Annotated in this window: 14 protein-coding genes and 1 tRNA gene; 9 read left to right on the top strand and 6 right to left on the bottom strand. The window is 51.6% G+C overall.

Annotation, left to right across the window (positions count from 1 at the left end):
- Positions 1–7: 7 nt before the first annotated feature.
- From C7T94_RS03595 to C7T94_RS03585, 3 genes are all read right to left on the bottom strand, one after another.
- Positions 8–577: an anthranilate synthase component II gene (locus tag C7T94_RS03595; RefSeq protein ID WP_107214655.1), complete on the bottom strand. Its 570-nt coding sequence runs from the start codon at positions 575–577 to the stop codon at positions 8–10.
- A gap of 33 nt (positions 578–610) precedes the next feature.
- Positions 611–2,017: an anthranilate synthase component I family protein gene (locus C7T94_RS03590; RefSeq protein ID WP_107213711.1), complete on the bottom strand. Its 1,407-nt coding sequence runs from the start codon at positions 2,015–2,017 to the stop codon at positions 611–613.
- 200 nt (positions 2,018–2,217) lie between these two features.
- Complete coding sequence (locus C7T94_RS03585; protein WP_107213709.1) at positions 2,218–2,661, bottom strand: cytochrome B; 444 nt, start codon at positions 2,659–2,661, stop codon at positions 2,218–2,220.
- A gap of 107 nt (positions 2,662–2,768) precedes the next feature.
- Here C7T94_RS03585 and C7T94_RS03580 point away from each other — a divergent pair, with 107 nt between their 5' ends.
- Both C7T94_RS03580 and C7T94_RS03575 read left to right on the top strand, forming a co-directional pair.
- Positions 2,769–5,786, top strand: coding sequence for an amidohydrolase family protein (locus C7T94_RS03580; RefSeq protein WP_107213707.1), 3,018 nt, complete (start codon positions 2,769–2,771; stop codon positions 5,784–5,786).
- 13 nt (positions 5,787–5,799) lie between these two features.
- Positions 5,800–7,107 (top strand): amidohydrolase family protein, encoded by a 1,308-nt coding sequence (locus tag C7T94_RS03575; protein WP_107213705.1) that lies wholly within the window; start codon positions 5,800–5,802, stop codon positions 7,105–7,107.
- Positions 7,108–7,473: 366 nt separating this feature from the next.
- Here the strand turns inward: C7T94_RS03575 and C7T94_RS19270 are convergent.
- Positions 7,474–7,615, bottom strand: a tRNA-Asp gene (locus C7T94_RS19270).
- A gap of 297 nt (positions 7,616–7,912) precedes the next feature.
- Between C7T94_RS19270 and C7T94_RS03570 the strand changes: the two genes are divergently transcribed.
- Complete coding sequence (locus tag C7T94_RS03570) at positions 7,913–8,389, top strand: Lrp/AsnC ligand binding domain-containing protein (RefSeq protein WP_107213703.1); 477 nt, start codon at positions 7,913–7,915, stop codon at positions 8,387–8,389.
- On the opposite strand, the gene C7T94_RS03565 is transcribed toward C7T94_RS03570, so the two are convergent.
- Positions 8,390–10,675, bottom strand: coding sequence for a Tex family protein (locus C7T94_RS03565; protein WP_107213701.1), 2,286 nt, complete (start codon positions 10,673–10,675; stop codon positions 8,390–8,392).
- 475 nt (positions 10,676–11,150) lie between these two features.
- On the opposite strand from C7T94_RS03565, the gene C7T94_RS03560 reads away from it, so the two are divergent.
- The 5 genes from C7T94_RS03560 (at position 11,151) to C7T94_RS03540 (ending at position 16,691) form a co-directional block, all read left to right on the top strand.
- Positions 11,151–13,592, top strand: coding sequence for a TonB-dependent receptor (locus tag C7T94_RS03560; RefSeq protein ID WP_317046902.1), 2,442 nt, complete (start codon positions 11,151–11,153; stop codon positions 13,590–13,592).
- A gap of 8 nt (positions 13,593–13,600) precedes the next feature.
- Positions 13,601–14,239, top strand: coding sequence for a thiamine phosphate synthase (locus C7T94_RS03555; protein ID WP_107213697.1), 639 nt, complete (start codon positions 13,601–13,603; stop codon positions 14,237–14,239).
- A 252-nt stretch (positions 14,240–14,491) separates the two neighbouring features.
- Positions 14,492–15,541, top strand: a complete 1,050-nt coding sequence (locus tag C7T94_RS19685; RefSeq protein ID WP_107213695.1) for a bifunctional transcriptional activator/DNA repair enzyme AdaA — start codon at positions 14,492–14,494, stop codon at positions 15,539–15,541.
- Between the two features lie 41 nt (positions 15,542–15,582).
- Positions 15,583–16,200 (top strand): thiamine pyrophosphokinase, encoded by a 618-nt coding sequence (locus tag C7T94_RS03545; protein ID WP_107213693.1) that lies wholly within the window; start codon positions 15,583–15,585, stop codon positions 16,198–16,200.
- A complete protein-coding gene (locus C7T94_RS03540; RefSeq protein ID WP_107213691.1) occupies positions 16,197–16,691 on the top strand; it encodes a GNAT family N-acetyltransferase in 495 nt (164 codons plus the stop codon). Before C7T94_RS03545 ends, C7T94_RS03540 begins: the two co-directional genes overlap by 4 nt.
- Here the strand turns inward: C7T94_RS03540 and pepT are convergent.
- A complete protein-coding gene (gene pepT, locus C7T94_RS03535; RefSeq protein WP_107213689.1) occupies positions 16,688–17,941 on the bottom strand; it encodes a peptidase T in 1,254 nt (417 codons plus the stop codon). The two genes, C7T94_RS03540 and pepT, sit on opposite strands and share 4 nt — an antisense overlap.
- 101 nt (positions 17,942–18,042) lie before the next feature.
- Here pepT and C7T94_RS03530 point away from each other — a divergent pair, with 101 nt between their 5' ends.
- Complete coding sequence (locus C7T94_RS03530; RefSeq protein WP_107214654.1) at positions 18,043–19,785, top strand: M14 family metallopeptidase; 1,743 nt, start codon at positions 18,043–18,045, stop codon at positions 19,783–19,785.
- Position 19,786: the final 1 nt, after the last annotated feature.

Below are 19,786 nucleotides of genomic sequence, written 5' to 3'. Positions count from 1 at the left end.
TTGTCCGTTATGCTTCCAGCCAGTTTTTCATCATCTGTTTACCATACTCTGTAAGCACGCTTTCCGGATGAAACTGTACACCGCGCACATCCAGAGTTTTGTGGCTCAGCGCCATGATGCCTCCAGATTCGTCTGTGGCAGTTACCTGCAGTTCTTCCGGCAGGTCTGCATGATTAACAACCCAGGAATGGTAACGGCCAACCTTAAAGCTCTGCGGACAATCTTTAAACAAGGGTTCTGCCGAATTTGTTACGTTGACCGGCGTGGCAATTCCGTGCATGGGCCGCCCAAGGTTGCTCAGTGAGCCGCCAAATGCCTCTGCAATGGCCTGTTGCCCCAGGCAAACCCCAAAAATACTTTTGCTGGGTGCATAGGTTCTGATCACGTCGAGCAACAGCCCGGCCTCTTTGGGAATGCCTGGTCCTGGCGAGAGCAGTACCTTATCGAAGTTTGCCACAGCGGCCAGTTCGAATTTGTCATTTCTCCATACTTCGGTATCGTAACCGGCCTCGTGCACCAGATGAACGAGGTTGTAAGTAAAACTGTCGTAGTTATCTATAACAAGTATCTTCTTCATTTTTTCTTTTCTTGAATATGCAGCCATTCCTGATTAAAGTTCTGCAGCCATCAGGATGGCTTTGCGCAGCGCCGCAATTTTGTTGTTCACTTCCTGCAGTTCGCTCTCAGGCACCGAATCGGCCACGATACCGGCGCCCGCCCTGTAATGAAGCTGATTGTTCTTGCTCATAAACGTACGGATCATGATGGCATGGTTAAAATCTTCGTTGAAACCCATAAAACCGATGGCTCCGGCATAAAAATTCCGGCCGTTCTTTTCATAGGCATCGATCAGTTCCATGGCCCGGTACTTCGGCGCGCCGCTCAGCGTTCCGGCCGGATAGGTATCTGCCACAATCTTGAACGCAGCCGTGGCATCGTGCAGTTCGCCGCTGACCTGCGATACAAGGTGGATCAAATGTGAATAGTATTGCACCTGTTTAAACGACCGGACCTGCACATTGCGGCAGTTGCGGCTCAGGTCATTGCGGGCCAGGTCGACCAGCATGACATGTTCGGCGCTTTCTTTCGGGTCCTCTTCTAGTTTTCGTGCAAGCGCCGCGTCTTCCACATCATTGCCGGTGCGCCTGAAAGTGCCTGCGATCGGAAAAATGCTGGCCACCTGGTCCTTGATCGTAATCTGTGCCTCGGGCGACGAGCCAAACAGCTTGAAATTACCGTAATCGAAGTAAAAGAGGTAAGGCGACGGGTTGATGGAACGCAAACACCGGTATACATTAAATTCATCGCCCAGGAAGCCCTGCCTGTAAGCCCGCGAAGGCACGATCTGGAACACATCACCCCGCATGATGTGTTTCTGCATTTTCAGCACCATTTCCTTGAACTCGTCATCGCTCAGGTTTGATTGTTCGCCGCCCTCGGTCCTGAAGCTGTATTCCGGGAAGTTCTTGTTCTGGATCAGGTATTCGATTTTGTCCAGGTCTTCGCGTACCTCGCCATTAAACGTGTTTTTAAAAAGCGTGATCTCATTTTTGAAATGATCGATCGCGATGATATACCTGTATACATGGTACTGCATGTCTGGGATGCGGTCTTCTTCGGGGATCGACCCGTTCAGACGTATATCTTCAAAACGCTGTACGGCATTCCAGGTGAAGTAGCCAAAAAGGCCGCCGCTCAGGAATTTGATCTCCGGAAATACTGTTTCTTCAAAGCGCGATTTAAAAGCGGCTACCTCGTCGACAATGTTTCCCGGTTGTTCATTCTGCTCGCGCGACCCGTCAGGAAAATACGCCTCCAGCAAGCCGTTGTTCAGCACAATGCCGGCAACAGGGTCGGCGCATACAAAACTCATGCTGTTTTCCCGGCTGTGGTAATCGGAACTTTCAAGCAAGATGCTGTTGGGAAACACATCACGCAGCCGCAGGTAAATACTCACCGGCGTGGTGGTGTCGGCGAGCATCTTTTTGTATGTGGTGTTAATTTTATAAATGTTCATGTGGTGTTTAAATAAAAAGCCCGACGTGTGGTTCTACGTCGGGCTTCAATGTGGTTTTAGGTTTAGATCGATCAATATATCTTATACACACAGTGCACAACGCTTTTTAGGGTTGCCTGGCCATTGCCATGTATGTGAATTGCTGATCATGGGGAGCAAAAATAGAAAGAATTTTAAAAAAGCAAAATATTTGTTAAAATTTAAGAAACCCCAAAGAATGTTCTGGAAGGATCACTTTTGGTCATCAAATAAATGGCAACAAGCACCAAAACCAATGCAATACCAAAGAAAATAGCGATTGTTTTGTGTTTGGCCACCCCATCTGCACCCTTTTTCGAACGCGCATTACCAACAGTGATCAGAATGACTGCCAGCAGCATCATGGAAATGTGTTCCATTTTCCAGTAACGTGCAATGGCGGCAGAGCTGTCCGCCCTAAACCAGCCGTTCAGGAAATAGAGCGCCAGGCCGAGCAGCAGCTGGATATGCGCACTGATCAGGGTAAACAGGTTCAGCTTCCGGTTACCCTCGCTGTAAGATTTTTTGCCTGTCCAGCCGCCAAGCGCCTGGAATACCGCCGCAATAAGGAGCAATAGAACGACATAACGCCAGCCCGAGTGGGCACTTTTCAGAATTTCATTCATAAACCGCTTTTTTATGCCAAATGTAAGCCATAAAAAGTAAAATGCGTGTGATGTTCGGGCTGGAACATTAATTTATATTAGTTTTAAACAATCAAACTAATGAATTCATGAAGAAAACTCTACTGTTTTTTTTGCTGGTGTTTACCGTCAGCAACCTGGTGGCGCAAGAAACCTTTCCGGTAAACGGATCGTATGATATCAGGCCCCGCCTGTATGCCTTTACCAATGCAAATATCGTTGTCAGTTCTGGTCAGACCATTTCCAACGGAACGCTCCTGGTCAAAGGCCGGCAAATTACCGGCGTTGGGCAGGGTATCAGTGTACCTAAAGGGTATACCACCATTGACCTGAAAGGAAAGTACATCTATCCCTCACTCGTCGATGCCTTCAGCACCTATGGCACGGCCGAGGCCCAGCGCGAAGGCGGTGGCTTTGGCAGCCGGCAATCGATCTTTGTTTCGACGAAGAAAGGGCCATATAACTGGAACGAAGCCATCAGGCCTGAAACAGAGGTGCGTGCCATCTTCAGCAGCGATGCGAAAAAAGCCGATGAATTGCGCAAGGCCGGTTTCGGGAGTGTCAATGTCGTGAATCGGGATGGCATAGCACGCGGCACATCTGCCGCTGTTTCCCTGACCGGCGAGACCGACAACAGCACGTTTATAAAAGACCGGACCGCAGCAAACTACTCGTTCAGCAAAGGCAGTTCTAAGAACGATTACCCCACTTCGCTCATGGGATCAATTGCCCTGCTTCGCCAAACGTATTACGATGCGAAATGGTATGGCAGCCAGAAAGAAGAGTACAACATATCGCTGGAAGAATTTAACAAACAGCAGACGCTTCCGCAATTGTTCGAAGCGGATGGCTGGGCCAATACGCTCCGCGCAGATAAAATAGCCAAAGAGTTTGGTAAAAAATACCTTATCAAGTCTGGCGGTGATGAATACCAGCGCATTGCAGAAGTAAAAGCTACCGGCGCAAGCCTGATTATTCCGATCGCTTTTCCCAAAGCCTACGATGTGGAAGACCCTGCCGAAGCACGTAACATTACCCTGGCACAGATGAAAGCCTGGGAAATGGCTCCCGGCAACCCGGCTGCACTTGAAAAAGCCGGCATCCCCTTTGCCATCACGGCTTTCGGCCTTGAAAACGTGCGCGACTTTTGGAGCAACCTGCGCGCGGCCATTGAAAACGGTCTTTCAGAGCAGCAGGCGCTGAAGGCCATTACACAAAATCCCGCCACTTTTCTTGGCATAGCCGACCAGGTGGGTACGCTGGAAAAAGGCAAACTCGCCAACTTCATCATTACTTCGGGTCCCCTTTTCAGGAAAGACAACATCATTTTCGAAAATTGGGTTCAGGGAAAGAAATATCAGGTCAGCAAAATGAATGTCTCAGACCTGAAGGGCACGTACAACCTGAATATAGATGGTCTCGCCTCGGCGGTCCTGCGTATCTCGGGTACCGGCGGCGGGTCTGTGGCGACCGTAGAACGGAGCGGGACCGACAGCCTGAAGTCAACAGCCAGCTTTAGCCGCAACGGCGACTGGATCTCCATTTCTTTCAACTCAAAAAAGAGCCCGGCAGGAAATGTTCGCTTAAGCGGCTATGTAACCTCGGTAAATCCCCTGGCCATGAAAGGCGAGTCTGCATTGCCCGATGGTACAAGCGGTAAATGGTCGGCCACCTTTAAAGAAGCGGCGAAGGCCGATGCGATCAAAGAAGAGGCCAGACCACAGTTGGCACAGGAAAAACTGATCTTTCCGTTTGGCGCCTTTGGTTACGAAGAAGCCCCGCGGCAGGAGTCTGTGCTGATTAGAAATGCAACCATCTGGACAAATGAAAAGGAAGGCGTTTTGAAAAACGCCGACATTCTGCTCTCGGGGGGTAAGATCAAAGCTGTTGGCCAGAACCTGGGCGCCGGCGGTGCTGTGGTCATTGACGGTACCGGTAAACATGTTACTGCAGGCATTATCGATGAGCATTCGCACATCGCCGGAACCGGCGGCATTAACGAGGGTGCGCAATCCTCGTCGGCTGAGGTGCGGATCGCCGACATCATCAATTCAGAGGATGTAAACATTTATCGGCAGTTGGCTGGTGGGGTAACCACTTCGCACATCCTTCACGGATCGGCCAACCCGATCGGCGGGCAATCTCAACTCATCAAACTTCGCTGGGGCAAAAATCCCGAAGAACTGAAATTTGCCGGAAGCGACGGTTTCATCAAGTTTGCACTGGGCGAAAACGTAAAGCAAAGTAATTTTGGCACCGGCGCCCGGTTCCCGGTTACACGCATGGGTGTTGAACAGACCTATGTTGATGGATTTACCCGGGCAAAGGAATACGAGAAAGCCATGAAGATCAAAGGTAATAACGTACGTCGAGACCTTGAACTTGATGCCCTTGTTGAAATCCTGAACAACAAGCGTTTCATTACCTGCCATTCTTATGTGCAGTCTGAGATCAACATGCTCATCAATGTAGCCGACAGCCTTGGCTTTAAGATCAATACCTTTACGCACATTCTTGAAGGCTATAAAGTAGCCGATAAGATGAAGGCACACGGCATTGCTGCCTCAACTTTTTCTGACTGGTGGGCGTACAAGTATGAAGTGGCCGAAGCCATTCCTTATAACGGAAAAATCATGCACAATGTGGGCATAACAACGGCTTTCAATTCAGACGACGCAGAAATGGCGCGCCGGCTGAACCAGGAGGCCGGCAAAGCGGTGCTGTACGGTGGTGTTCCCGAAGAAGATGCCCTGAAATTTGTTACGCTGAACCCGGCCAGGATGCTTCACATTGCTGACCGGGTTGGCAGCCTGAAACCTGGTAAAGACGCCGATGTGGTGCTATGGTCAGACCACCCCCTGTCTATTTACGCAAAGGCAGAGAAAACTTTTGTCGATGGCATTCCTTACTGGGACATGTCGCGCGATGAGCAGATCCGCAAGACACAACAGACAGAGCGCGCACGGCTGATCCAAAAAATGCTGGACAGCAAAAACAAGGGTGCCCGTACCCAGCGGCCGGCAGCCGAGGCACCACGGCTTTACAACTGCGAAACGCTCGAAGATTACGCAGCAGAACTGGATCAGGCAACCGCACATCAACATTAAAAATCAGGCAATTATGAACAAGTTACATATTACAAAATACATGCTGTCGTTGTCACTGGCTGCGGCAGGCCTCCAGGCTTTTGCACAGGCTAACATATCGCCGGCAAAAAAGCAGGAAAAAACGATCGCAATAACTGGCGCCACGGTACATGTGGGCAACGGCACAGTGATCCAGAACGGCACCCTTGTTTTCAGCAAGGGCAAGATCACCTCAGTCAGCGCAAACGGCCAGGCGCCTTCAGATGCCACAGTGATCAATGCAAGCGGGAAACACCTGTATCCGGGTTTCATTGCGCCGGTAACCAACCTGGGTCTTACAGAAATTGAAGCTGTAAAAGCAACGCTCGATTTTCGTGAGATCGGCAATTTCAACCCGCATATCAGATCGCTCATTGCTTACAATACCGATTCGAAAGTCCAGCCGACGCTGCGCAGCAACGGGGTGCTCATGGCTCAGGTTACCCCTCAGGGTGGTGTCCTTGCAGGCAGTTCGTCTGTGGTCCAGCTCGACGCCTGGAATTGGGAAGATGCAGCCATCCGCAGGGATGATGCGATTCACCTGAACTGGCCGCAAACCCCCAGGTTCAGGGCCGGCTTTGGCAGGATGCAGCAATCGCCAGAGGCCTTGCAGGAAGCAACCAACCGGGCTATCGACGAGCTGAGCGGCTTTTTTACAGAAGCCAAAGCATATGCCGAGCTGGACAAACCCGACGCAACAAACACCAGGTTCGAAGCCATGAAGCGGCTGTTTAGCGGAAAAGCAAGGCTGTTTGTTACAGCCGACTCTCAAAAGGATATTGTTGCGGCAGTCCGTTTCGCAAAATCGATGAACCTTACACCGGTTCTGGTGGGCGGGGACGAGGCTTTTTTGGTAGCCGACTTCCTGAAGGAACACAATGTACCCGTTGTGGTAAAACAGCCGCACTCACTGCCAGCCAACAATGACGACGACGTAAACATGCCCTACAAAAACGCAGCCCTGCTTGCCAATGCCGGCCTGACCGTTGTACTCAGCATTGACGGCTACTGGCAGCAGCGAAACCTGCCTTTTATGGCCGGTACGGCCGCTGCCTGGGGAATGGACCGCGAAAAAGCGCTTAGCGCCGTAACGCTGAACACAGCTAAGATACTGGGCATTGACCAGACAACCGGCAGCCTGGAAGCCGGCAAGGATGCTACACTATTCATTTCGGCGGGCGATGCGCTCGACATGAAAACCAACCAGGTAGAAAAGGCTTTTATACAGGGAAGAGACATAAACCTCGACAACCTGCATAAACAGCTCGATAAAAAGTTCTCGGATAAGTACAGCGGCAAATAGCGCATCAGGCTTCCGGGATCAGTATCCGGAAGCCTGTTTCATCTGGCACTCCTCAAAACGGGCCGCATGGCCAGCCAGCCGGCAAAAAGCCGAAGCCATGACTGCCACATGTAAACAATTGAATTTCACAGAAACGAATTGCAGCCGGACCAGATGTATGGACGGCAAGGACAGGTGTTACGGAATGACGTTGCGGGCCGCAAAGGCGCTACGGGAGTCAGCCTTTTTACGACAAGTTGAGCGCCTGGTATACGGGTGGGAATAAATGCGGGAGAAATTGTTTTGAAAACAAGTGCCTGAAAATAAAAAGAGCGAACTCATCCAAGTTCGCTCAATTTAACTAACTTATTATTCATAAAAAAACTGCTGTTGGGGAAGGAGTCGAACCTTCAAGGGGTAGTTAGCTACAGTTCAAAAATTAATTTGTGGTCAACCCATAAACTGCGTTTATCCCGTAATCCCCACCACCGAGACAAGGAGGTGTGTCTGCCAATTTCACCACCCAACATGATTGTTCAGCAAGTTGCTGAAGCTGTAGGGGAAGGAATCGAACCTTCAAGGAGTGGTTAGATCGTTGCCGATTTTTCCAGTTTCTCCGCCACCGAGACAAGGAGGTGTGTCTGCCTGTTTCACCACCCTACAGTATGTTACATTGAAGCAACGGCTTTGAAAGAACGTACCTTTTTACTGTTGCTTGATACAAATGTAAGGGATGTTCTAATACGTTACAAATATTTTAAACATTTAATTTTATTTTTACAAAAATAATAATCATTTTTGAATTTGATTATCAAATACCAAACCAATGAGCAAAAGGGAAAGTCAAAATTTAGATATTGATAACCTTGACATCGATATCTTAAAACAGCTGATGCAGGATGCTACAAAGCCGTATACGGAAATCGCAAAAGACCTCATCGTATCGGGCGGGACCATCCACGTCAGGATGAAAAAACTGCAGGAAATGGGCATCATCAGGGGTTCACACCTCATTATTGATCCGCAGAAGGCCGGTTTCGATATCTGTGCATTTCTCGGGATTTACCTGGAAAAAGGCATCCAGTATAAAGATGCGGTTGCACAGCTGAGCAAGATCAAAGAGGTGGTCGAACTGCATTATACCACGGGCGCGTACAGCATGTTTGCAAAGATCATTTGTCGCGACACGGCGCACCTCAGACATGTTTTGAACGAGGAGATCCAGGCGGTGCCGGGCATTCAGCGCACTGAAACCCTGATCTCACTGGAAGAAAGCATCCGAAGACAGATCGAGCTGGGCTAGCTATTTAAATAGCCCTTTCAGTTTAGCCAGCTTTTCCTGCAGGTCGCCATCAGCGTCCTTTTGTTTTTTCTGAAACCCGCCGGGCCGCTGATCGCCTGTTTTCCCTTTTTCGTCCTGTTTACGCCGGCCATGATCGCGTGCTTTTTTTGGCGTGGACTGCTCTTCTTTCTTCATAGAGAGCGATATTCTTCTGCGCTGAACATCCACTTCGATCACCGTCACTTCCACATGCTGGTTTACCTTGACCAGGTCGTTCGGGTTTGATACATAGCGGTTAGATAGCTGGCTGGTGTGGACAAGCCCATCCTGGTGCACACCAATATCGACGAACGCGCCGAAATTCGTAATATTGGTCACGATGCCCGGCAATTTCATACCTGGCTTCAGGTCTGAAATATCGTTTACCCCATCTGTAAAGCTGAATGCTTCGAACTGCTCGCGCGGATCGCGTCCGGGTTTGGCCAGTTCGGCCATGATATCATTAAGCGTGGGGAGCCCGGTTTCTGCATCGACATACTGTTGCAGCTTGATCTGTTTCCTCAGCGCCGGGTCAGCCATCAGGCCGGCTACCGTGGTACCCAGATCTTTACTCATGCGGTTCAGCAGGCCATACCGTTCGGGGTGAACGCCGCTGCCATCGAGTACGTTCTCCCCATTTCGGATGCGGAGAAACCCTGCCGCCTGTTCATAGGCTTTTTCACCCAGGCGCGGTACTTTTTTCAGGCTTTCGCGATTCCTGAAAGCGCCATGGGTATTCCGGTACTCTACAATATTTTGTGCCAGGGCCGGCCCGAGGCCGGAAACATAGGCAAGAATTTGTTTTGAGGCTGTGTTCAGCTCAACGCCCACAGCGTTAACAGCACTGATCACGGTATCATCAAGTCCCTGCTGCAGTTTAACCTGATCCACGTCATGCTGGTATTGTCCTACGCCGATCGATTTGGGATCGATCTTAACCAGTTCTGCCAGCGGATCCATGAGGCGCCGCCCAATCGATACGGCACCGCGAACAGTAATGTCATGCTCGGGAAATTCTTCGCGGGCTACATCAGAGGCAGAATATATTGACGCGCCGCTTTCATTTACCATGACAATCATGACATTTTGGATTTTAAGCGATCGTACAAAAGCCTCCGTTTCCCGGCCCGCCGTGCCATTGCCGATGGCGATGGCTTCTATTTCGTGTTTTTTGCAAAGCGACTCGAGGATCAGGGCCGCCTCTTTCTGGTTCCCGGCCCCGGTATGCGGATATACGGTTTTATTTTCAAGCAACTTACCCTGCCGGTCCAGGCAAACGACCTTACACCCGGTGCGGAAACCGGGATCGATGGCCAGCGTGTTCTTTTGCCCCATAGGTGCAGCAAGCAGCAGCTGACGCGCATTTTCTGCAAAGACACGTATGGCCTCTTCGTCGGCCTTTTGTTTGCTCTGCACGCGTAGTTCGGTTTCCATAGCCGGTTCGAGCAGCCGCTTGTAACCGTCTTCAACAGCGAGCATAACCTGCGCCGCTGCAGCGTTACCGGCTGTAACAAATTGACGATGAAGCAGTTCAATTGCCCCCTCCTGCGGCGGCAATACATCGAGGCGAAGAATAAGTTCCTTTTCTCCCCGGCGCATGGCAAGCACCCGGTGCGAAGCGGCTGTCTTAACCGGCTCTTCCCATTCAAAATAGTCTTTGTACTTCTGGCCTTCTTCCTCTTTGCCCTTAATGACGGCTGATTTGAAAGTGGCTTTCTCCTGGAAATAGGATCGCATGTGCGTACGGGCTTCGGCATTTTCAGAAATATGCTCGGCCAGGATATCGCGTGCGCCGGCGAGAGCCTCCTGTGTGGTGTTCACACCTTTGTCGGCATCGATAAAGGTTGCGGCAAAAGCTTCAGGGTCAAAATTCTCCTGGGCAAGCAACTTAAACGCGAGCGGCTCCAGCCCTTTTTCGCGGGCAATGGAGGCGCGTGTCTTGCGCTTGGGTTTGTATGGCAGGTAAATATCTTCGAGGGCAGCCATGGTAACTGCCTCCCGTACTTCCTTTTCCAGCGCTGCGTTTAATTTGCCCATTTCGGCCAATGACCTGAGAATCGCCTCGCGCCGTTTATCAAGCTCGCGCAGCTGCTGAATCCGGTCGCGGATCGCTGCCACCTGTACTTCGTCCAGGCTGCCGGTCATTTCTTTCCGGTAGCGGCTAATGAATGGCACAGTTGCGCCCTCGTCTAACAGTCCGATGGTTGCCTGTACTTGCTTTTCGCCAACGAGCAGTTCGCGGGCGATGAGCGATTGGTGGTCTTGCATATGCTGATCCGTTTGAGGGGGCAAAGTTATCAATCCACCGATAAACAGCGGCCATTTCGAATAAAAAAACCATATATGACCCGGCAGGGACCAGGCACAGCGCCCTTGCGTGTTTGTGAAACGCCACTCACGATCAGCTTCTTCTATTATCTTTTTGATTAAAAAATATTGACTTTTTTAACTTAAAGTTGGTAACTTTGTGAAAGTTACCAACTTTGCAGGACTCAAATTCTGTTCGTCGGCCAGGCGGCATTTCCCCAATTTTTTTTACCTTTGCCAGCAATCATAAGGGGTGCCTTGTTTTTTAAACACAAACACAGGCTGAGATCATACCCAATCCGACCGCACTGTCCACGCAGGCTGATCGGATACACCTGATCCGGGTAATGCCGGCGTAGGGAGCGGATATGCAAGTTTAAACAGTATTATTGCCGGGGGACCAACCCCTGCTTCCGGCTAATTTAACGGAGGAAAATTGAAAAGATTTCTATTTGCAGCAATCCTGGCCCTGCTGGCGCCTTGTATGGCCATTGCACAGGACACACTGAACGGCCTGGTAACAGACAACCTGAACCGGCCACTTGCCGGAGCAACCGTACGAACCGCCGATGGCCGGCAGGTTACTCAGACAAACGAACAAGGGCGATTCAGTCTCACGGGACTGAAAACCGGTCGGCACACCCTCATCGTCTCCTTCATCGGTTATACCGCCCAGCGCCGGCAAATAACTACGGGTGAAGCCACCGGACTTATCTTCAGGCTGGACCCCGCTTCCTTCATCGCCGAAGATGTCGTGGTCCGGGCTACTCGCGCCGGCGATAAATCTGCCGCCACCTATAAAAACATAGACCGGCAGGAAATTGAACAGAATAATTTTGGCCAGGACCTGCCCTTCATACTCAACAATACACCTGGCGTGGTGACCACGTCAGATGCAGGCGCAGGGATCGGTTACACGGGAATCCGCATCCGCGGCAGCGATGCCACGCGGATTAACATCACCGTGAACGGCATTCCCTATAATGACAGCGAAAGCCAGGGAACCTTTTGGGTCAACATGCCCGACTTTGCTTCCTCGGTCGAAAACATCCAGATTCAGCGCGGCGTAGGCACTTCGACCAACGGTGCCGGCGCCTTCGGCGGAAGCCTCAATATCCAGACCAGCGGCTCACAGGACAGGCCATACGCGGAAGTTAACAACACTTTTGGCTCTTTCAACACCTGGAAAAACACACTCAAACTTGGTACCGGATGGATCGATGGCAAATACAGCTTTGACGGCCGCCTTTCCCGCATCAAATCTGACGGTTATATAGACCGGGGCAGTTCCAACCTGAAATCATACTTCCTTTCAGGCGCTTACCGCGGGAAAAAAGACCTGCTGCGACTGAACGTCTTTTCGGGTACCGAACGCACTTACCAGGCCTGGAACGGCGTGCCTGAATCGCGCTACCTGGACGACTTACCCGGCATGCAGGCTTATATTGACCGCAATGGACTGAACGAGACCGATGCCCAGAACCTGCTTCAGTCTGGCCGCAGCTACAACAGTTTTACCTACCGGGATCAGACCGACAATTATTGGCAGGACCACTACCAGCTCCTGTATGCCCGGCAGTTCAGCGACAAACTGTCTTTTAACGGCGCCCTGCATTACACGCGCGGCAAGGGTTATTTCGAGGAACTGAAACCCGGAGAAGATCTGGAAGACTACGGGCTCGAGCCCGTGATCATTGGCACCGATACCATCGGCTCGACCGACCTGGTGCGCCGCCGCTGGCTGGACAACCACTTTTACGGGCTAACCTATGCTTTCGATTACCGGCCATCGGCTGTGCTCTCGTTCACGCTGGGAGGGGCCTACAACGAGTACCGCGGCGATCACTTCGGTCAGGTCATCTGGGCACAATACGCATCGAACGGCAGCAACGACCGCCGGTATTACCAGAACGACGCGTTCAAAACTGATTTTAACACCTATCTTAAAATTGGCCTCCAGGCAACTAAAAGCCTCAGTTTTTTTGCAGATCTGCAATACCGCCGCATTTTCTACCAGGTAACCGGCACTGAGAAAAATCTGAATGTGCTTAATGTCAGGGATGTTCCAAACTTTTTTAACCCCAAACTCGGCGCCAGTTACACCATTTCCCCTGCACAGAACCTTTATGCCTCTTACAGCATCGCTAACAAGGAACCAAACCGCGATGATTACATTAACCTGCCTGAAAACGTGCTGCCTGTGCCCGAAAACCTGCAGAATGTGGAAGTGGGTTACCGCCTCAATACCGGCGCGCTGCATGCCGGCTTAAACGTATATGGCATGTTCTACAAAGATCAGCTCGTAACGACTGGCAAGATCAACGATGTGGGCGAATATTTCAGGCAAAATGTTGACCGCAGCTACCGCATGGGTATTGAAGCCGATGCTTCTTATGTGATCTCGCCAAAATTTGCCTTAAATGCCAACGCCGCTTTCAGTCGCAACAAGATCAGGAACTTTACCGAGTTCATTGATGACTATGACAACGGCGGGCAACAAGCCTATTCATTCACCAATACCGATATTTCATTTTCTCCACGCCAGGTCTTATTCGCTGAGCTGGTATATAAGCCGTTCAGCGGGTTTGCGGCTGCCTACCAAAGCAAGTATGTAGGCAAACAATATCTCGACAATACCCAGACCGAAAGCCGGAAACTGGATGCTTACCATGTGGGCAACATCCGGCTCGGTTACGACTTTTCGTTCAGCAGTGTGCGCAACGTTAACCTGGGACTGCTTGTCAGCAACATTTTCAACAAGATGTACGCCAGTAATGGCTATACCTACGGTTACAAGTCTGGCACTGTGGTTCGGGAAAACTTTTACTTTCCGCAGGCGGGCACCAACTTTTTATTAAGTTTGAACGTCAGATTTTAGACCCTGCCATGAAAAAATTCATAGAACCCTTTCAGTACATTACGCATGAGCTTGGTAACCTGAGCCATGTGCGCCAGGCTGAGCTTGCCTGCCAGGCAGGTGCAAAATGGATCCAGTACAGGCGCCTGAACCAGCCCGACGAAGTGCTTCTGGAAGACATCGCCAAGATTGCCGGCATCTGTGATGACTGGGGAACCACCCTGATCGTAACCGACCATGTGCACCTGAACGGCCGCGCAGACATTCAGGGCTTTCACATCGAAGACATGAATGCTGACTTTCTGCAGCTTAGGGCGGCCCTCGGTCCCGACGTTACGCTGGGTGGTTCTGCCAACACCACCGAAGGCCTATTGCGGCTGGCGGCAGAAGGGGCTGATTATGCGGGTCTTGGACCCTTCGCAGCGACCCGCACCAAGCCCAATAATTATCCCCAGCTGGGCACCAACGGTTACCGGCAAGCCATACAGCTGTTGCGGGAGCAGCAACCGGATTTTCCTGTCGTCGCAGTCGGCGGCATTGCCGCAGCAGATGTGCCGGCACTGATGGAAACCGGCATTTATGGCATTGCAGTCTCAGCCGCCGTTTATGATGCACCAGACTTCGAAGTGGCTTATCTGCAGCTGTACAACCTGGTTAAAGGCGCCTGATCCGGCAGCAAGGAAAAGCGCGTTTCTGAGGGGTTCTGCTCCCGTTTAAACCCGATGGGCGCGTAAAGTTCGCAGGGAGGAACGGGCGAGGACTTGCAGCAGAAAGCGGGACTGCCCAAGCGCCATAGGCACCGCATGTCGTTTTCAAAAAGCCCAGGGCGCTGGCCCCGTCTCCATAAAATACTTGTCTGTTTTCCGGTTGCATCCTGTAGCTGGGCTCCCGTACCTTTGTTGTATAAACTTTCACATCCCATGAATACACCAACTGAGGTACGCTACTACCAGGCCCTGCTCGAAAAGGACACCAGTTTTGAAGGAACTTTTATTGCTGCTGTGAAAACGACCGGCGTATTCTGCAGGCCTTCGTGCCGCGCCCGCAAGCCAAGACCCGAGAATGTGACTTTCTTTCCGAATGCCGCAGCGGCCATGATGCAGGGGTACCGCCCCTGCAAGGTCTGCCGGCCACTGGAGCCGCTCGACCTGACGCCACCGCAAATTGGCCAGATTATCGGGGAAATTGCGGCAACTCCAGCCATAAAAATAACCAATGCAGACCTGCAGCGCCGCGGCCTGGACCCTGTATGGATCAGGCGTTGGTTTCTGAAACACCACGGACTTACGTTTCATGCTTATCAGCGCATGAACCGCATCAACAATGCCTTTAATCTCCTGAAGGAAGGTTTGCCGGTTACCCAGGCCGCTTTTGAGTCTGGATACGATTCCCTGAGCGGCTTTGGCGATACGTTTAAAACCCTGTTTGGCGACTCGCCAGTCAGGAGCCGGACCAAAACGGTCATCTTTCTTAAACGTCTTTCAACACCCCTCGGAACGATGATCGCCTGCGCCGCACCAGAGGGCATTTGCCTCCTTGAATTCAGCGACCGGAAAATGCTCGAAACAGAATTGCAGCAGATCAGGGTTCTGCTCCAGGCAACGATTATCCAGGCGCCGCATGCCCATTTCGACCTGCTGGAAGCACAACTGACCGACTATTTTAATGGTGCACTTCAGCAATTCAGCGTCCCGCTTGTTATGCCCGGAACAGACTTCCAGCGCCGTGTCTGGCAGGAATTGCTAACCATTCCCTATGGTCAGACGCGCACCTACAAAACACAGGCTGTACACCTCGGGCAGGCCCATGCCGTTCGCGCCGTAGGCAGGGCAAACGGCATGAACCGCATTTCGATCCTGGTCCCCTGTCACCGGGTCATCGGCGAAAACGGCCTGCTGACCGGTTATGGCGGTGGCGTGTGGCGCAAACAACAATTGCTAACCCTGGAACGCCGCCACGCAGACCGCTAAACAATATTGCTTCCGTTCAGACCATTCCTTATCTTCGCTGCATGTCATCACACCATATCATCAGGGAAAAACAGGAACCTGCGCTATACATTCATGACCTCGGAAACTTCAGTGAGGAATTGCTGGGCCAGTTGCTGGAATGGAGCCCAACCGTGATCGTTCATGGGGCGGCTTACGAAAAAATCGACTCGTTGGGCATCAAGATCGATGCCGTGGTGCATCCTGCCGAGGCCCTGCTCCAGGAAAACACCCAAGTCATAGGCGGGACCGCCGAAGCAACTTCGCTGGTGCTCGATCACCTTATTAAAGGGGGTTATCCTGCTGTGAACATCATTACCCCCCAGCACGATCTGAAGTTTCTGACCGCTTATTCTTCCCTGATCACGATCGTGGTGTTCAGCGAAACAGAAAAAACCTATGCCATTCAAAGCGGTTTTTCGGTCTGGAAACCCAAAGACAGCATTTTTAAAATACTGGGCAATTCGTACATCGAGGTCACCAACCTTAAAATGGACGGCGAGCCGGCAGAAGAGGAAGAAGAACAGGATTACCACAAAGAACATGCACATACACCCGCGCCGGAATTCCGGGTTATTGAAGACGGTTTTGTCGTTTTCGAGTTTGCTGGTGAGCCCATCTTTATCAGCGAAAAGTTATGATCACACTACGGGAAGCGCAAGAAGGCGACCTGGCGGCAATCCGCAAAATCGCCGAAATAACCTGGCAGCCCACCTATGTCCCGATCATTGGCCAGGCGCAGGTCAATTATATGCTCGAAACCCTGTACCACCCCGACGAACTGCTGCGCCAACTCCGTGAAGGGCATACCTTTATCCTGGCCGAAACGCCGGATAAGATTTGCGGCTTCGCCGGATTTTCAGGTACTGCGGCCGATGCCCGGCTGTTCAAGCTGCACAAACTTTATGTACTGCCTGAGGCACACGGACTAGGTATTGGCCGGCTGCTCATGAATGAAGTGGTCAAACGGGTAACAGCAGCGGGCGCGCTGCGGCTCCAGCTAAATGTTAACCGCCAGAACAAGGCATACGATTTTTACGTACACAATGGTTTCCAGGTACGGGAAGAGGTCGACCTCGATATCGGGTCGGGTTATTTCATGAACGACTACATCATGGAAAAAACGCTTTAACTGCGTTCTTCCCAGATCTGCGCCAGGTTAACGATCACTTCAGCGGCCTTTTGCATGTCCTGTACGCTTACCCACTCCTGACGGCTGTGAAAAGCATGCTCGCCGGCAAAAATGTTCGGGCAGGGCAGTCCCATAAAAGAAAGCCTTGACCCGTCGGTCCCACCCCGAATGCTTCGTTTTTTCACCTCGATCCCCGAGCGGCTGATGGCTTCTTCCCCGTAGGCCACAACATGCGGAAAACGGTCCAGGACGTTTTTCATGTTGCGGTATTGAGGCCTGATCTCGAGGGTATGGGTCGAGGCCGGGTAATTGCGCATTACCGACTCAACCGTTTCGCGCAGCAGCTTGCCGTGCGCTTCCAGCAGGGTGTCGTCAAAATCGCGCAGGATAAAGTGCGCTTCCGCCTGCTCAACTTCGCCCTTTATGGAAACCGGATGTATAAACCCTTCCTTGCTTTCGGTTACCTCGGGCCGAAGCCGGTCTTTGGGCAACGTGGTGAGCACCTCGGCAAGGATCTGCATGGCATTTTCCATTTTTCCTTTCGCAAAGCCGGGATGAGAACTTACCCCTGCAATTTTCAGTACGGCCCCATCGGCCGAGAAGGTTTCATCTTCGATTGAGCCGAGCGTCTCTCCGTCGATTGTATAACCGAAATCGGCGGCCAGTTTCTGCATATCTACCTGATCTACGCCGCGTCCAATCTCCTCATCCGGTGTAAAAAGAACGCGGATCGTACCATGTTTTAACTCGGAATGTTCCACGAGGAACGATAATGCTTCCATGATGGCGGCGATGCCGGCCTTGTTGTCGGCTCCTAACAACGTCAGGCCCGAAGCAGTAATGATGTCGTTGCCATGCTGCGCCCGGAGATCGGGATGCGCCGATTCGCGGATCACTACGGCCGGGTCGTCAGGAAGCATCAGGTCGCGCCCGTCGTAATTGCGGTGAATAAGCGGCTTAACGCCCGCGCCGGGGCTATCGGGCGAGGTATCCATGTGTGAACAAAAACAAATGACCGGAACCTTTTTGCCCGAATTACCGGGCAGAGTGGCGTATACATACCCAAAGTCATCCAGGTGGGCATCGCTCAGGCCCATATCCCTAAGCTCGGTGGCCAGCATGGCGCCCAGGTCTTTCTGTTTTTCAGTAGATGGGCAGCTTGGTGAGGTGGGGTCTGATTGCGTGTCTACCTGCACGTAACGCATAAAACGGGCTTCGAGCGGGTTGCGGGCTTGCTGATCTGTTTGCATAAACAAAGGTAAAATAATAGCGACAAAAGCAGGGGTGGCATTTAAATACAATCTGGATACCCCGGCCGTTGCGTAACTTGCCCGGGTTTCCCATCAGCGTCATGAAAATAACATTCAGCTGCCTGTTCGTCCTGTTTTTTGCTGCTGTTCAGGCTCAGCAGACTCCGTTTGAAAAAGGTACCGGTAATACCACCACCACCTATGCCGAACTCATTCCATTCTATAAAAGGCTGGCCGCTGCATACCCCAAGCAGGCGCAGCTGATCCAGGCAGGACCAACCGACATCGGTAAGCCCCTGCACCTGCTCGTCCTGTCTGCAGACGGCAGTTTTGACCCCGGCAAAGCGCGGGCAGCCGGCAAATGCATTTTGCTCATTAATAACGGCATACATCCCGGCGAACCTGAAGGCATAGACGCCTCCATGATGCTGGCGCGCAACCTGCTCCGTGAAAACAGGCTTCCGAAAAATGTGGTCATCTGCATCATTCCCGCCTACAACATTGACGGCATGCTGAACCGCAGCGCCACTTCGCGGGCCAACCAGAACGGACCCGAAACATACGGCTTTCGCGGAAACGCCCGGAATTACGACCTGAACAGAGATTTCATCAAAACCGATTCGAAAAACTCCGAGAGTTTCCAGCAGATTTTCAACACCTGGACCCCACACATTTTTGTAGATACCCACACAAGCAACGGTGCAGATTACCAATACACCATGACGCTTATCCCTACCCAGAAAGACAAACTACAGCCCATTCTGGCGGATTACCTCCAGAACACGTTGTTACCGGGCCTGTACGAGCAGATGAACCGGAAGGGTTACCCGCTTGTGCCCTACGTTAATTCGGTCGCTGAATCTCCCGATGAAGGCGTTACCGGTTTCATGGAAACGCCACGGTATTCGACCGGGTATGCCGCGCTGCACAACTGCATCGGCTTCATGCCGGAAACACACATGCTCAAGTCATTCAGCAAACGGGTAGACGCAACTTACAAACTGCTCGAGACCTATGTCGCGCTCAGCAGCCGCGATGCGCTGGATATTGTTGCCAACAAAAAAGCAGCAGATGCTGCCGTAAAAATGCAGGAGGATTTTACGCTGGAATGGAAACTCGATCAAAGCCGTAACACAGAGATTTCCTTCAAAGGTTATGAGGCCAGGCAAAAACCAAGCGCCGTAAGCGGTAAAGCGCGGCTGTATTATGACCGTAGCTCGCCTTACACCCGCAATATAAAAGAATGGAACCATTTTGTTCCTGCAGCTTCGGTTCGCAAACCGGCGGCGTATGTCATACCACAAGCCTATGCACGCATCATTGCCTTGTTAAAGCTAAACGGCATTGCGATGAAACGGCTGACGCGCGACCAGGTTCTGGAAACCGGACATTATTACATTGGCGATTATAAAACCGCCGCACGTCCCTACGAAGGCCATTACATCCACTCTTCGGTACAACTGCAACCTTCATCAGGGCCAGTGCAGTATTACGCGGGCGACTATGTCGTTGAAATGAACCAGCCAGGCAACCGGTACCTCATTGAAACCCTGGAGCCCCAGGCGACAGACTCTTTTTTTAACTGGAACTTCTTCGACGCGGTGCTTGGCCAGAAAGAACACTACTCTGCCTATGTGTTTGAAGACACGGCCGCCCGCCTGCTGCAAGATAACCCCGAGCTCAGAAAAAAGCTGGACACGCGCAAGGCAGCCGACCCTGCATTTGCACAAAACGCTGCGGCGCAGCTTGACTTTGTCTATAAAAATTCTGATTATTACGAAAAAACACACCTTCGCTACCCGATCGGCCGCCTGGCAAGCACCGCATCATTAAGCCTTCATTAAC

This window comes from Pedobacter yulinensis (genome assembly GCF_003029735.1).
In the GTDB taxonomy this organism is placed as follows: Bacteria; Bacteroidota; Bacteroidia; order Sphingobacteriales; family Sphingobacteriaceae; genus Pedobacter; species Pedobacter yulinensis.
Note: the sequence above shows the minus strand (reverse complement) of the source record. Positions and strands in the feature narration are given on the sequence as shown.

Coding starts and splice junctions, on each gene's coding strand:
- C7T94_RS19685 (WP_107213695.1), top strand. CDS start 14,492: ATGAATACACCAACTGAGGTACGCTACTACCAGGCCCTGCTCGAAAAG.
- C7T94_RS03570 (WP_107213703.1), top strand. CDS start 7,913: ATGAGCAAAAGGGAAAGTCAAAATTTAGATATTGATAACCTTGACATC.
- C7T94_RS03580 (WP_107213707.1), top strand. CDS start 2,769: ATGAAGAAAACTCTACTGTTTTTTTTGCTGGTGTTTACCGTCAGCAAC.
- C7T94_RS03530 (WP_107214654.1), top strand. CDS start 18,043: ATGAAAATAACATTCAGCTGCCTGTTCGTCCTGTTTTTTGCTGCTGTT.
- C7T94_RS03545 (WP_107213693.1), top strand. CDS start 15,583: ATGTCATCACACCATATCATCAGGGAAAAACAGGAACCTGCGCTATAC.
- C7T94_RS03595 (WP_107214655.1), bottom strand. CDS start 577: ATGAAGAAGATACTTGTTATAGATAACTACGACAGTTTTACTTACAAC.
- pepT (WP_107213689.1), bottom strand. CDS start 17,941: ATGCAAACAGATCAGCAAGCCCGCAACCCGCTCGAAGCCCGTTTTATG.
- C7T94_RS03590 (WP_107213711.1), bottom strand. CDS start 2,017: ATGAACATTTATAAAATTAACACCACATACAAAAAGATGCTCGCCGAC.
- C7T94_RS03585 (WP_107213709.1), bottom strand. CDS start 2,661: ATGAATGAAATTCTGAAAAGTGCCCACTCGGGCTGGCGTTATGTCGTT.
- C7T94_RS03575 (WP_107213705.1), top strand. CDS start 5,800: ATGAACAAGTTACATATTACAAAATACATGCTGTCGTTGTCACTGGCT.
- C7T94_RS03565 (WP_107213701.1), bottom strand. CDS start 10,675: ATGCAAGACCACCAATCGCTCATCGCCCGCGAACTGCTCGTTGGCGAA.
- C7T94_RS03555 (WP_107213697.1), top strand. CDS start 13,601: ATGAAAAAATTCATAGAACCCTTTCAGTACATTACGCATGAGCTTGGT.
- C7T94_RS03540 (WP_107213691.1), top strand. CDS start 16,197: ATGATCACACTACGGGAAGCGCAAGAAGGCGACCTGGCGGCAATCCGC.